This window comes from Salinicola sp. JS01 (genome assembly GCF_030284585.1).
GTDB lineage: Bacteria > Pseudomonadota > Gammaproteobacteria > Pseudomonadales > Halomonadaceae > Salinicola.
On record NZ_CP127244.1, the window covers coordinates 2413337 to 2427436 of the forward strand.

Genomic DNA, 14100 nt, shown 5'->3' on the forward strand with positions numbered 1-14100 from the left:
CTCAGGCGGCTTCCACGGTGACCTGATAGCCGGAAAACTTGCGCAGGTTGATGACCCCACTGTCGAGCATCAGATACTGCCCCTTGATGCCGGTCAGGGTGCCCTCGACCAGCGCCTGCTTGTCGAAATTGAACGACTGGATCTTGCGCGGCCAGCTCAGCACCGGATAGTCGATCGAGACCACCCCGGGGGTATCCAGAGCGCGGATCGCCTCGGCGCCGTGGGTCGCGCGCAGGGCATCGAGCCCCGGGGCCACCGCGGCCAGCAGACGGTCGCGTTCGGCCACCAGGTCGAGCGGTTCGACCTCGCCCTTGAGCATGGCGCGCCAGTTGGTGCGGTCGGAGACGTGGGCCTTGAACAGCGTCTCCACCAGCCCCGACTGCTGGCGCGTGGCCACCTCGAGGATCGGCAGCGCCTGGATCGCGCCCTGATCTAGCCAGCGCGTCGGCGTGTTGCTCGCCCGGGTGATACCGACCTTGAGCCCGGAAGCGTTGGCCAGATAGACGATGTGTGGGCGAAAGCAGTGCTGCTCGCCCCATTCGGGCTCGCGACAGGTGCCCTGGAAGTAGTGACAGGTCTCCGGGCGCACCAGGCAGAGATCGCACTGGGCGAGCGTGCTGAAACAGGGGTAGCAGTAGCCCTGGCCGAAGCTCTTGCGGGTGTGCCGGCCACAGTGGACGCAGTGGATCGCCCCGGCATAGTGCAGCCGCAGGCGCTGGCCCAGCCGCGCGTTGAGCGCCAGCCCCGTCTCGCCGGCGCGCAGGCGATAGTCGGCCAGCCCCGACTCGGGCAGCCGCGCGTCCAGCTTGCGCAGTTGCCCGCTGACCCGGGCGTCGCCCTCGGTGAGGATCAGTTGATCCATTTGAGCGCCGCTTCCTCGGCCGTATCGTGGCCGCCGGAGGCGCACTCGTTACGCTCCAGATAGCCCACGCGCTGTGCGTCGGGCACCGCATGGATCACCTCGTACTTGATCACCGCCTCCAGGCACAGCTCGGTCTGCTCGGCGCTGAGCATGCGGCCATCGGGCCACTTGCGCAGCTGGATCGCCTGCTTGAAGTTCTCGTACATCTCGGGGGTCATCTGCGCGACCATGCGGTCGAAGTTCATCTCGGTCATACCTGCCTCATCTTGGCGCCTCACGCCTGTCTCTGTCGTTCGTCGCGACTCGTACCGCCGGGGGCTCGCCATGGCGCCGATCGTTCGCTGCCGGTCAGGCGGCGCGTCGCATCAGCCGTGCGGCGACCACCGCCATCAAAAGCCCCGCCAGCAGCCCGCCCAGGTGGGCCTCGTTGGCGACGTTGCCGAAGCCGATCGCATCGGCCAGTCCGGTCATGGTAAAGACCATCCAGCCGAGCATGAAGACCACCAGCATCTGCGGCACGAAGTAGCCGCGCTCGGGACGCAGGCGCGACATCAGCCAGACGTAGCCGAGCAGCGCATAGTCGACCCCTGACATGCCGCCGAACAGCAGCGTGCCGGTGAAGTACTGGGCCAGGTTGGAGACCACCGCAGCGATCACCACGATCAACGCCAGCCAGCGCGAGCCCTGGAGCGCCTCGACCTGACGCCCGAAATACCAAAGCCACAGCATGTTGAAGATCAGATGCATCCAGCCGAAGTGCAGCAGCGCCGGGGTTACCAGGCGCCAGATCTGCCCGCCGGCGAGAGCATCGCCCAGGCTACCGGCGACCAGCCCCTGGGCCGAGGGGTGCACCGGTACGATGATCAGCGCGCGCAGAATGGCGTCGCCGAACACGCTCATGCCGAGGAAGATCGCCACGCACAGCGCGATCAGCCCCGCCGCCAGCGGCGCCTGTCTGAACGCTTGGCCGGTGACGCTGGGGCGCCGACGGCGTGGCGCGGCAGCGGCTGCGGCGAGATCGCCGCGCTGCCAGCGCTCGATCAGCCGCACCGCCTCGTCGCGCTGCTCGGGATCGGCCAGCCACAGGATCTGTTGATCCTCCTGCTGGGTGAAACGGTGCCCGATATGCTGCTGCCACAGCGCCTGACGCAGCGCACGCGTATCCAGGTCGCCGGGCATGGCGAGAAGTCTGTACATGCAACCTTCCGAACCACGGGTGGGAGGAGTGACGCACCGAGCCCGGGGGCCGGCGTGTAACGCCATTCTACCCTGCCCGAGATGATCTGGGGATGAATGCCGCCGCAGTCGACGGCCGGGAGCACGCAGCGCGAGGCGTCAGAAGAAGTCGGGTACACGAGAGACATGGTGTACGAGAGAGATGGTGTACGAGAGAGATGGTGTACGAGAGATAGTGCACGAGAGACGCGACTTACCAGAAACGTGGCGCCCAAAAAGAAAAATCCGGCGGGAGGGCCGCCGGATAAGAGCAAGGGATCATTCAAGGGAACACTGACTCAGAGTGGCTTAGCGCGCAGGAGTTCCCGGGGCGGGGCAAAAAAATGCGATTTTTTTCCAGCGATAGCGCGTACACACCGAAAAACCCAGAAAAATCAGTCACCCGGCGCCGGAAAAAATCGTCGATCAGTGGGGCGTCTTGGGGACGTAAAGCCGGATCGCTAATCGGCGATGCCCTCACGCGCCACATCCACCCACACGAAACGATCGGCATCGAGCCGCTGCTCGCCATCCCAGCGGTAGGCCACCAGCCGCCCGTACTTCACCGCGCTGTAGTCGAGGCAAGCGATGTTGGCCCGCGGCAGCGCCGGCACGCCCTTGCACCAGTAGTGGCCGACGAACAGCGGCGGCGCCGACTCCGGGTACCAGGTCAGGCGCTCGCGCTCGGCGTCGCTGAGGGCGCGATCCTCGAGCCCGTCGGGCAGGTTGTCCGGCTGGAACACCACATCGCCATAGGTGGCCGGCTCGCGACACCAGAAATGGGTGCGGAAGGCGCGCCGAGTGAAGCCGTCCCCCGAGCGGATCTCCACCCCCGGTGGCAGCGGCATCTGGGTACCGCGGGTGAGCCGGTCCATCACCCGCTGGGCGAACGTGCCGGGCTGGGTCGACTCGATCAGGAAGTCGCGATCGATGCGCCCGTCCGGGCAGCGCGCCAGAAAGGCGTCGATCAGCGCCTCGTCCCAGCAGGCGTGCACGACGCGCATGCCGTCGAGTTCGAGACACAGCGGCATGTCGAGAAACCACTCGAGACAACGCTCCCACTCCAGCGGATGCTGATGGTACTGGGCCAGGGTGCGCTCGATGATGCGATTGTTGCGCGGCGAGTGCGGGCGCAGCCACGCCTGGACACTCCCCGCCGGCGCCGGATGGCAGTAGGCCAGCGCGTTGTACTCGTGATTGCCCATCACGATGTGTGCCTCGCCGGCGTCGACCATGCGCCTGGCCACCGATACCGCCAGCCGGATGCGCGGCCCGCGGTCGATCAGATCACCCAGGAAGACCACCCGACGGCGCGGATGGCGGTAGACGCCGTCGGTCTCGCGGTAACCCAGCTTCTCCAGCAACCGCACCAGCGTGCGGCCGCAGCCGTGCACGTCGCCGATCAGGTCGTAGCCGTCCACCGCTTCGCCCAGCGCCATGTCAGTCTCCCAGCCTGCTGCTCCAGCCCAGCTTCGAGCGGCACGCCTCGAAGAAGCTGTGCCCGCGCGGATGGATCAGGGTCAGGCGCTCGGCCTTGCGGCGCACATAGAGAACGTCACCCGGCTTGCACACCACGCGGGTCTGGCCGTCGCAGCTGACATGCGGGTAGGCCTGGTTGATGTCGCCGATGTGCACGCGGATCTCGCTCGCCGCGTCGATCACGATCGGCCGGCTCGACAGGGTATGCGGGAACATCGGCACCAGGGTGATCGCTTCCAGCCCCGGGTGGACGATAGGGCCGCCGCCGGAGAGCGCATAGGCGGTGGAGCCGGTGGGCGTGGCCATGATCAGGCCGTCGGAGCGCTGGGAATAGACGAAGCGGTCATCGATGAACAGTTCGAACTCGATCATCCGCGCAGCCTTGCCCGGGTGCACCACCACGTCGTTGAGACTGGTGCCGGCACCGATCAGACGCTCGCCGCGATAGAGTTCGGCGTCGAGCAGGAAGCGCCGTTCGCTGTCGTACTGGCCGTCGAGCACCTCGGCCACCTTCTGCTCGACCTCGTCGGGGGAGATATCGGTGAGAAAGCCGAGCCGCCCGCGATTGATCCCGAGCACTGGGGTGGCGCTGGTGCACAGGGCCCGGGCCGCGCCCAGCAGGCTGCCGTCACCGCCGACCACGATCACCAAGTCGCACAGGGTGCCCAGCTCGCGCCGCCGCGCCTCGCGCTGGCCGTGAGCCTCCAGCAGCGCCGCCGTGCGCTCCTCGATCACGATCTCGCAGTCGCGGCGCTCGAGGAAGATCAGCAGACGCTTGAGGGTCTCGACGACCTTGTCGCTGCCCAGGCGGCCGATCAGGCCGATGGTGTTGAACGCACTCATGCAACGGATCTCTGGCGGCGTATCGGCCGGCCATTATGGGGGCTGCCCGAAGAGGCGGCAAACCGCATGCTGCTCGGGTGCCGTCAACCCGGCGGCGTGCGTAAAAAAACGAACATGGCGCGGCTCGACACGCTAAAATTGCCTACCCTGTCGACAGGGACCACCACGCCTATCGACGGGGTACCGTCCCCACAAGGGAAGACCGCAAGGGAAATCCGCAGAGGGAACACCTCAGGGAAGGCAGGGCGCGTTCCGTCATCGCCTTTAGCGGTGCGTCGCCACGCTCAGCGGCCACGCCGCCGTTCGGCAAGGCGCGCCTGACTTCGCCATACAGGGAGATAGGGCAACATGCCATCATCGCAATCCAAACCACTCGGCGCCATCGTGCTGCTGCTGGCCGCGCTCGTCGGTGCGGCAGTCGCCGGTTACGCCTATGTCACCCCGCTGACCGGTGTCAACGGCTCGCTCGGCGCACTGGTCGTCATCTTCGCCTGCCTCGCGCTGGCGCTGATGGCGCTGATCCTGATGCCGCTGAAGCATCGCGGCGGGCGCATCTTCTGGCGTCTGCTGGCTCTCATCGGGCTGATCGGCACCGGCTTCGCCGGCCTGCTGCTGCACCAGTGGGGCATCGCTGCCGCCATGGTGCTGGGCCTGATCGGGCTGATCCTCGATCTGCGCCGCCCCACCGCCACCCGCCGCGCCGCACACGCTTGAGGAGCCGTCATATGCCGACTTTCGGAATCACCCCACAACGCCTCGGCACGGCGACCGCTCTGGCCCTGATGCTGGCGCCGCTGCCGCTGCTGGCACAGGACGCCGACAGCGCCCAGGCCCAGGATAGCGTCCAGGCCCAGGATAGCGTCCAGGCCCAGGACAACGACCAGAGCCAAGATGCCGCTCAGTCTCAGGACACGTCCCAGACTCAGGACGCGGCCCAGGCTCAGCGCGCCGATATTCCGCTGGTCCCGACCCAGCCGACCTGGAACACCTTCCACGGTCAGAACAACGCCCAGAAGTACAGCCCGCTCGACCAGATCAACGTCGACAACGTCGGCCAGCTGGAGAAGGTCTGGGAAGTGCACACCGGCGATGTCTCCGACGGCACCGGCGATCTTCCCGCCACGGTGTGGTCGGCGACCCCGATCTTCGCCAACGACACCCTCTATATCGGTACGCCCTTCTACCGCCTGCTGGCGCTGGACCCGGCCACCGGCGAGCAGAAGTGGAGCTTCGACACCCACTCCAAGCTCGAGGGTCTGACCCAACCGGTGCTCAAGAACCGTGGCGTGGCCTACTGGGAAGCCAAGGACCCAGAGCCCGGCCAGGCGTGCCAGAAGATCGTCTACATGGGCACCATGGACGCGCAGCTGTTCGCGCTCGACGCCGACACCGGCAAACCGTGTCAGGACTTCGCCGACAACGGCGTGCTCAATGTCAACCAATGGAACACCACCCACGCCAAGTGGCCGCTGTCGATCCTGCAGCCGCCGACCGTGGTCGGCGACCACCTGATCTTCGGCTGGGCCGGCAAGGACTGGGCCTTCGAGACCGCACCTCCGGGCACCGTGTTCTCGATCGACGCGCGCACCGGCAAGCGTGAGTGGACCTTCGAGGCACTGTCGCCGGAAATGCGCGAGAAGAGTGGCACCGCCAACGTCTGGACCCAGATGTCGGTGGACGAGGCCCACGGCCTGATCTATCTGCCGGTCTCCTCGCCCTCGCCCAACTACTGGGGCGGTAACCGCACCGAGTCGGCGCCGCTGGCGACCTCGACCACCGCGCTCGACGTCGACACCGGCAAGGTCGTGTGGTCGCGCCAGTGGGTGCATCACGATGTCTGGGACTACGACATCAACGCCGCGCCCACGCTGATGGACATCACCGTCGACGGCAAGCAGATCCCGGCGCTGATCCAGGCCACCAAGATGGGCTTTCTGTTCGTGGTCAATCGCCTGACCGGCGAGGACGTGTGGCCGATCGAGGAGCGCCCGGTACCCCAGGGCGACGGCTCGGTGAAAGGCGAAGTCTACGCCAAGACCCAACCGTTCCCGACCAAGCCGGCACCGCTGCTCGACCAGTCGAAGAAGCCCAAGATCTGGGAACTCGCCGACATGGTGGGTGGCGGCCAGTGCTCGCGGCTGTGGGACGACCTCTACTACGAGGGCATGTACACCCCGCCGACCACGCAAGGCGAAGGCACCCTGGCCTACCCGGACAGCGCCGGCGGCGTGCAGTGGGGCGGCGTCGCCTTCGATCCGCAGAGCCAGACCGCGATCGTCAACGTCTCGCACATCGTGCAGACGATCAAACTCTACGATCGCGAGGCCTACGAGAAGGCGGACAGCGGCTCCGGCAACGAGAGCGGGTTCTCGCCGCAGGAAGGCGCGCCCTACGGCATGCGTCTGAACGTCGCCAGCAACTGGCTCGGCATGCCGTGCTGGGAGCCGCCGTTCGGTGAACTGGTGGCACTGGACATGCACACCGGTGACGTCAAGTGGCGGCGTCCAGTCGGCGCCTCGCAGCAGTACGGCTTCTTCATGCCGGAGCGCTGGGGCTCCCCGACCATCGGCGGGCCGGCAGTCACCGCCGGCGGGCTGATCTTCATCGGCGCCTCGATGGATGCCAAGCTGCGCGCCTACTCGCTGGAGAGCGGCGAAGAGCTGTGGTCCGACCAGGCCCAGGCACCAGCCGTCGCCAACCCGGCGGTGTACGAGTACAAGGGGCGTGAATACGTCGCCTTCATCGCCGGTGGCAACACCATCCTCAAGGATCAGGTGGGCGACCAGGTCGTGGTCTACGCGCTGCCGCAGGACAAGCAGTAAGCGTTAGCCACACCGCAGTAAGACGGGGGAGCGCAATGCTCCCCTTTTTGTGTGTGCACCTTCCCTGGTGCACACCCTTCGGGCCGCCTTCGGCGTCCAACATCGTTCCCGACGATCTTGTGTGCCTGCCATCCCTGGCAGCCCCCCTTCGGGCCGCCTTCGGCGTCCAACATCGTTCCCGACGATGTTGTGTGCCTGCCATCCCTGGCAGACACCATCCGGGCCGTCGCTAATCGAGCCCGACCTTCGTCGCAGCGTAAAAATCAGAACACCCGCCCACTTTCATTAGAGCACCCTCTGTTCCGATACTCGATCGGGCGTCTGCGACACAGCCGAACGGGCAGTGCGCGGATGCGCCCCATCCAATAACAACGAGGTCGCGGCCATGTCTCTCCACCGACTGCTCGACTGGCGCCTGCATCTGATCGTGGTCATCGTGTCCCTGATCAGCGAGGCGATCGGTATTCTCAAGATTCCGCTGGGTCCCGGCACCCTGCTGCTGCTACCGCTGTTCTACGCCTTCATTCTCGGCGTGCTGCTCAACCCGCATCTGTTCAGCGCCTCTCGACGCTACGTGCCGGAGCGCGTCAGTCAGGCGGCCACGCCGCTGATCCTGATCTCGATCATGCCGTTCATCGCGCGCTTCGGTTCGACCATCGGCCCGGCGATCGACCAGATCATCAGCGCCGGCCCGGCATTGATCCTGCAAGAGCTGGGCAACCTCGGCACTATGCTGGTGGCACTGCCGGTGGCGGTCGTGGTGCTGAAGATGGGTCGCGAGGCGGTGGGCGCCACCTACTCGATCGCGCGCGAGCCGAATATCGCCATCATCTCCGACAAGTACGGCCTCAAAGGGCCAGAAGGCGTCGGCGTGATGGGGGTCTACGTGGTCGGTACCATGTTCGGCACCCTGTGGTTCGCGCTGATGGCCGGCTATCTCGCCTCGCTCGGCGTGTTCGATCCGCGCGCTCTGGCCATGGCCTGCGGGGTCGGCAGCGGCAGCATGGTCGCGGCCTGCTCCGGCGCCCTCGCCGGTGCTCTGCCGGGCATGGCCGACGATCTGCTCGCCTTCGCCGGGGCCAGCAATCTGCTGACCTACGCCACCGGGCTCTACGTCTCGCTGTTCATCGCCCTGCCGGTGGCGGAGTGGCTCTATCGGCGCCTGGCTGGCAAGCGCCGCGGCGCCACCGAGGCGACCCCGGATGCCGAGATGACAGCTGCCGAGGTCGCCCCCGACGAGCGCCCCGAACAGCACCTGGGCAAGACCGCTGCGGTACTCGCGGCAGCCTGTGCCGTGGGCTGGATTGCCAACACCGTCAATGGCAGTTCGCTGCTGACCGCGCTGCCGGGCATGACGATCCTCTACCTGATGACCCTGATCGGCCTGGTGCTGACCCGTATCGTGCCCTTCTACCTGCCCGGCGTGGCCTGGGTCTCGCTGGTCAGCATCGTGATGACGCTGCCCTTCTTCCCCGGCAGCGTCTGGATCGTCGAGCGCCTGGCGGCGGTCAACTTCCTCGCCATCGTCACCCCGGTATTGGCGTATGCCGGCCTGGCCCTGAGCCGGCGCGAATTCAGCATGTTCCGGCGCACCGGCTGGAAGCTGATCGTGGTCTCGCTGCTGGTCTTCACCGGCACCTACGTCGGCTCCGCGGTCGTCGCGCAAGTGCTGCTCTGAGCCACGCCGCCACTCGCCCGCCACTCATTCACCACTGGCACTCGAGGCGCCGGTTCGCGATGTCGCCCCGGCGCCCGTCCCACACCGCAGGAGATGCGCATGAACCAGCCAGTCGCCTTTCCCGACGCCGCCACCCTGAAGGCGTGGCGTCACGACTTCCACCGCCACCCCGAGATCGCCTTCGAGGAGCACCGCACCCACGACCGGATCGTCGCTATCCTGCGCGAGCACGGCCTCGAGCCGGTCACCGGCCTGGGCGGCGGTACCGGCGTGGTGGTGACCATCGAGGGTCGCCGCGGCCCCGGCCCCAGCATCGGCCTACGCGCCGACATCGATGCGCTGCCGATCGAGGAGGCCAACGAGCTCGACTACCGCTCGACGATTCCCGGGCGCATGCACGCCTGCGGCCACGACGGCCACACCACCATGCTGATGGGGGCCGCCTGCGCCCTGGCCCGTGACCCGGATTTCGCCGGCACCCTGCACTGCATCTTCCAGCCCGCCGAGGAGAACGAGGGTGGCGCCCGAGTGATGGTCGAGGAGGGGCTGTTCACGCGCTTCCCCATGGACGCGGTCTACGGCCTGCACAACTGGCCCGGGCTGCCGGTGGGCGAAGCCGCGGTGCACGACACCGCAGTAATGGCCGCCTTCGACGTCTTCACACTGACGCTCAAGGGGCGCGGCTGCCATGCCGCCATGCCCCATCTGGGCGACGATACCCTGCTCGCCGCCTGCCAGCTGGCGACCCAGCTGCAGGGCGTGATCAGCCGCGAGACCCCAGCCCACCAGTCCGCGGTGCTCAGCATCACCCAGTTCCACGCCGGCGACGCCTTCAACGTGGTGCCCGGCACGGTGGAGCTGCGCGGCACCGTGCGCTGCTTCGACGCCGCGCTCAAGGCGCGCCTGGAGCAGCGCCTGCGTGACGCCGTGGCAGCCTGCGCGGCCTTCCACGGTCTCACCGCCGAACTCGACTATCAGGCGCGCTATCCGGCCACGCTCAACGCCCCCGAGCACGCCGCCCGCTGCGCCGAGGTGCTCGAAGGTCTGCCGCAGGTCACCCGGGTCCACCGCGATCTACCGCCGAGCATGGGCTCGGAGGATTTCGCCTTCATGCTGGCCGAACGCCCCGGCGCCTATATCTGGCTCGGCAACGGCGACAGCGCCGCGCTGCACAATCCGGCCTACGACTTCAACGACGCCCTGGCGCCGCTCGGCGTGGCCTACTGGCAAGCCCTGGCCCGCGCACTGCTCGCGGCCTGAATCCGAACCGCACAGTCTCCCGAGCGCCACCCGGCGGCGCCTGAAACGGTGGGTCTGTGTCATCGCGACAGAGGTTATCGATATGAAAATCACCGTGATCGGCCTCGGCCAGATGGGCGGCAACATGGCCCTGACCCTGCACAAGGCCGGCTTCGACGTCACCGGCAGCGATGTTTTCGACACCGCGCGTGAGCGCCTTGCGGGCCTGGGGCTGGCAGTGGCCGCCCCCAGCGAGCTGCCTGCCAGCGATGTCTATCTGCTCTCGCTGCCGACCTCGGCCCAGGTACGCGAGGTGATCGAGCAGGCCCCCGGCCTGCTCGCCACGGCGCCCCGCGGCAGCGTCATCGTCGACACCTCCACCAGCGACCCGGTGGTCAGCCGCGAACTCGCCGCCAAGGTCCTCGAGGCCGGCCTCGAATGGCTCGACGCCCCGGTCAGCGGCGGCCCCAAGGGCGCGGCCAGTGGCCGGCTCGGCATGCTGCTGGGCGGCGAACCGGCAACGGTGACACGCCTGGAACCGATGCTCGCGGCGATGTCGGCCAAGCGCACCCATGTCGGTGGCCCGGGTAGCGGCCACGTGGTCAAGCTGGCCAACAACTATCTCTGTGCCTGCAATCTGCTCGCCACCGCCGAGGCGGTGACGCTGGCCGCCAAGGCCGGGGTCGATCCGGCAGCCTGTCTGGCCGGCCTCAACAGCGGTTCCGGACGCAGTGCGGTGAGCGAGGTCAACTTTCCCGAGTGGATTCTCTCCGGGCGCTTCGACTCCGGCTTCACCAGCGGCCTGATGCGCAAGGACCTGCGCCTGGCCCGGGATGCCGCCGCCGGTCTGGGACTCGATCTCGGCCTGCTCGAACGGGTGGTCGACGGCTGGCATGCCGACCCCGACCGGCCCGCCGACAGCGACGACTTCAACCATATCGCCTCGCCCCTGCTGGCGCAGGCGGGACTCGACTTCACTACCCTTGAACCGCGCGAGGAGCCTGCCCGATGAATGCCCTGGAGACCCAAGCCCGCGATCGCCTGGCCGATCTGCTGATGCGCTTCGGCCTGTCGCTGGAGCGCGGCGACACCCCCTGCAGCAACTGGATCGACGGCGAGCTGATCAGCGGCGAGGGGGAATCCATCGCCCTGATCCACCCCGCCACCGGCGGCGCGCTGATCGACTACCGCGACGCCGATGCGGCACTGATGGACCATGCCGTCTCCGCCGCGAGCCGAGCCCAGATCGAGTGGATGGCACTCACCGCCAGCGAGCGCGGCCGCCGCATGCTGAGCGCGGTGCGCCGCCTTGAGGGCCACGAGGAGACGCTGGCCCAGCTCGAGAGCGTGGTCGCCGGCAAGCCGATTCGCGACTGCCGCGGCGAGGTGGGCAAGGTGCGCGAGATGTTCGAGTACTACGCCGGCTGGTGCGACAAGCAGCATGGCGAAGTGATTCCGGTACCCACCAGCCATCTCAACTATGTGCGCCATGTCCCGTTTGGCGTGGTCGGCCAGATCACACCGTGGAACGCGCCGATGTTCACCTGCGCCTGGCAGCTGGCGCCGGCGCTCGCGGCGGGCAACGGGGTGGTGCTCAAGCCCTCGGAACTGACCCCGTTCTCCTCGGTGGTGATCGCTCGCCTGCTCGAGTCCGGCGGCCTGCCGCGGGGGCTGATCAATATCGTCAATGGTCTCGGGCCCACGACCGGCGCGGCACTCACCGGGCACGACGGCATCAGCAAGCTGGTGTTCGTCGGCTCGCCCGCCAGCGGCCGGGTGATCGCCGAAGCCGGCGCCCGGCGCCTGGTGCCCAGCGTGCTCGAACTGGGTGGCAAGTCGGCCAATATCGTGTTCGCCGATGCCAAGATCGACGATGCCGTGGCCGGCGCCCAGGCGGCGATCTTCGCGGCGGCCGGGCAGAGCTGCGTGGCCGGTTCGCGGCTGCTGATCCAGCGCGAGATCTATGACGAGGTGGTCGAGCGGGTGGCCCGCGCCGCCAGCCAGATCGCGGTCGGCCTGCCGGAAGACGAGTCCACGCGCATGGGGCCGCTGCAGAACGCACGTCAGTTCGAGCGTGTCAGCGCCATGCTCGAACGCGCCCGCGCCGCCGGCGCCCGGGTCGTCACCGGCGGCTCGCGGCCTGCCGGGCTGCCCGACGGCGCCGATGGCTACTATCTGGCGCCGACTCTGCTGGCCGATGTCACCCCAGAGATGGAGATCGCCTGTGAAGAGGTGTTCGGCCCGGTGCTGGTGGCCCTGCCCTTCGACGACGAGGCCGACGCCATCCGCCTGGCCAACGCCACCCGCTTCGGCCTGGCCGGCGCGGTCTGGACCCAGGACCCGGCCCGCGCCCATCGCGTCGCCGCGCAGCTGCGCGCCGGCACGGTGTGGATCAACAGCTACAAGGCGATCAACGTGATGTCGCCGTTCGGCGGCTTCCGCGACAGCGGCTTCGGCCGCTCCAGCGGACTCGACGGCCTGCGCGAGTACAGCGTGCCCCAGAGCGTCTGGGTCGAGACCGCCAGCGAAGCCAGCGTCGCCATGGGCTACGGCGACGGCAAGGCGTGAGCGCCGCGCACGCTGGGTGCCATCGCGGCTCAGCGTGCGCCACGCTCCTGACCTCGGGCGACAGAGATACGCCGCGCGAAACATGACCGGCATCTCAACAGGCGCTGGCGCCGCTCACGTTTCCACGTCAGGATAGCGCGATCCCCCGAGCTACCGCTGGAGCCCCGTGATGCGCGACACACTTCGCTATCTCAACAACGCCTCGGTGGGCCTCACCAGCCCCGGCGTATCAGCGCGGCTGCGCGACTGGCTGGAGGCGGAGGCGACCGCCTGGCCACAGCAGCGGGTCGAGAGCGCGGACTGGGACCTGCAAGCGACGCGCGAACGCGCCGCCGCGCTGATCGGCGCGCCGGCGACACAGCTGGCGCTGGCCGAGAGTACCTCGCTGGCGATGGCGCGCGCCCTCGCCACCCTCCCGCTGCGCGGCAAGCGTGTGCTCGTCGCCCCGGGGACCTGGGCCTCCGATATCGTCATGCTCAAGCGTTTCGGCGGCGAGCCGCCGCGGGCGCTGGAGCTGCTCGCCACCCAGGCCGACGGCAGCCTCGATCTGGCCGCGATCGCTGCCCAGCTCGGCGAAGACGTGGCCGCTATTCTCGTCCCGCTGGTGACCAGTATCGAGGGCCGGCGCTACGACGTAGAGGGCCTGGGCGCGCTGGCGCGTCCGGCCCACTGCCCGCTGATCGTGGATGCCGCCCAGGGTCTGGGGCAGACCCCGATCGATGTGCGCCGGCTCGGCTGCGACGTGCTGGTGGCGACCACGCGCAAGTGGCTGCGCGGCCCGCGCGGCATGGCACTGGCCTACTTCAGCCCGGCGGCGCTGGCTTCGATGCGCCCCAACCCGCTGGCCGAGATGGCCGGCCTGCGTCTCGATGCCGCCAGCCAGCGCTTTCTCGATCAGCCACAGGCGCGCCGCTTCGACGCCTCCGATGTCTCGATCCTCAATCAGTTGAGCCTGACCGCCGCGATCGATGAGCTGACGGCGATCGGCATTGCCCCGCTGCGCGAGCACGTGCTGGGGCTCGCCGGGCTGGCCTACGAGCTGGCCCGCGCCCAGGGCCTGACACCGCTGCTGGCAGCCCCCGAGAGCGGCATCGCCACCCTGCACCTGCCCGAGGCGCAGCCGCTGGTGGTGGCCCAGCGCCTGAGCGCCGCCGGTATCGCCGCCAAGGTGTGCAACATTGCCGCCGAGCCGCTCAACGTGCGCCTGCCGACGGCCGGCGCCCTGGTTAGACTGGCACCGCACTGGCACAACGACGCCGCTGATATTCACGCCGCCCTGGCCGCGCTGGCAGGGGCCAGACCAGACACCACGACCGCCGCCACACAGCCGGTATCGCTGACATGAACAGCGTATACCGAGGCAAAGCCGGATATACTCGCGCCATCACCGCATC

General features: G+C 68.2%; 12 protein-coding genes. 7 read left to right on the forward strand and 5 right to left on the reverse strand.

Going from position 1 to position 14100, the window contains the following annotated elements:
* Position 1 precedes the first annotated feature (1 nt).
* The 5 genes from QO259_RS11095 to QO259_RS11115 all read right to left on the reverse strand — a co-directional run bounded on the left by QO259_RS11095 (position 2) and on the right by QO259_RS11115 (position 4399).
* Positions 2-862 carry a DUF2797 domain-containing protein gene (locus QO259_RS11095; protein WP_285950031.1) on the reverse strand — a complete coding sequence of 287 codons (861 nt, stop codon included), beginning with the start codon at positions 860-862 and terminating at the stop codon, positions 2-4.
* Positions 850-1116 carry a YeaC family protein gene (locus QO259_RS11100; RefSeq protein ID WP_285950032.1) on the reverse strand — a complete coding sequence of 89 codons (267 nt, stop codon included), beginning with the start codon at positions 1114-1116 and terminating at the stop codon, positions 850-852. The genes QO259_RS11095 and QO259_RS11100 overlap by 13 nt, the downstream gene beginning before the upstream one ends.
* Positions 1117-1210: 94 nt before the next feature.
* Positions 1211-2059 (reverse strand): rhomboid family intramembrane serine protease, encoded by an 849-nt coding sequence (locus tag QO259_RS11105; protein ID WP_285950033.1) that lies wholly within the window; start codon positions 2057-2059, stop codon positions 1211-1213.
* Positions 2060-2538: 479 nt separating this feature from the next.
* Positions 2539-3516 carry a metallophosphoesterase gene (locus QO259_RS11110; RefSeq protein ID WP_285950034.1) on the reverse strand — a complete coding sequence of 326 codons (978 nt, stop codon included), beginning with the start codon at positions 3514-3516 and terminating at the stop codon, positions 2539-2541.
* Position 3517: 1 nt separating this feature from the next.
* Entirely contained in the window at positions 3518-4399 is an 882-nt protein-coding gene (locus tag QO259_RS11115; protein WP_285950035.1) for an NAD(+) kinase, read from the reverse strand.
* A gap of 348 nt (positions 4400-4747) precedes the next feature.
* Between QO259_RS11115 and QO259_RS11120 the strand changes: the two genes are divergently transcribed.
* The 7 genes from QO259_RS11120 to QO259_RS11150 all read left to right on the forward strand — a co-directional run bounded on the left by QO259_RS11120 (position 4748) and on the right by QO259_RS11150 (position 14051).
* Positions 4748-5113 carry a hypothetical protein gene (locus tag QO259_RS11120; RefSeq protein ID WP_106419913.1) on the forward strand — a complete coding sequence of 122 codons (366 nt, stop codon included), beginning with the start codon at positions 4748-4750 and terminating at the stop codon, positions 5111-5113.
* 11 nt (positions 5114-5124) lie between these two features.
* Positions 5125-7221 carry a pyrroloquinoline quinone-dependent dehydrogenase gene (locus QO259_RS11125; RefSeq protein ID WP_285950036.1) on the forward strand — a complete coding sequence of 699 codons (2097 nt, stop codon included), beginning with the start codon at positions 5125-5127 and terminating at the stop codon, positions 7219-7221.
* A gap of 385 nt (positions 7222-7606) precedes the next feature.
* Positions 7607-8899: a DUF3100 domain-containing protein gene (locus QO259_RS11130; RefSeq protein ID WP_285950037.1), complete on the forward strand. Its 1293-nt coding sequence runs from the start codon at positions 7607-7609 to the stop codon at positions 8897-8899.
* Between the two features lie 99 nt (positions 8900-8998).
* A complete protein-coding gene (locus QO259_RS11135) occupies positions 8999-10159 on the forward strand; it encodes an amidohydrolase (protein ID WP_285950038.1) in 1161 nt (386 codons plus the stop codon).
* A 61-nt stretch (positions 10160-10220) separates the two neighbouring features.
* Positions 10221-11150: an NAD(P)-dependent oxidoreductase gene (locus QO259_RS11140; RefSeq protein WP_285952766.1), complete on the forward strand. Its 930-nt coding sequence runs from the start codon at positions 10221-10223 to the stop codon at positions 11148-11150.
* Positions 11147-12706, forward strand: a complete 1560-nt coding sequence (locus QO259_RS11145; RefSeq protein WP_285950039.1) for an aldehyde dehydrogenase family protein — start codon at positions 11147-11149, stop codon at positions 12704-12706. Before QO259_RS11140 ends, QO259_RS11145 begins: the two co-directional genes overlap by 4 nt.
* 169 nt (positions 12707-12875) lie before the next feature.
* Complete coding sequence (locus QO259_RS11150) at positions 12876-14051, forward strand: aminotransferase class V-fold PLP-dependent enzyme (RefSeq protein ID WP_207036963.1); 1176 nt, start codon at positions 12876-12878, stop codon at positions 14049-14051.
* The last annotated feature ends 49 nt before the right edge of the window (positions 14052-14100 follow it).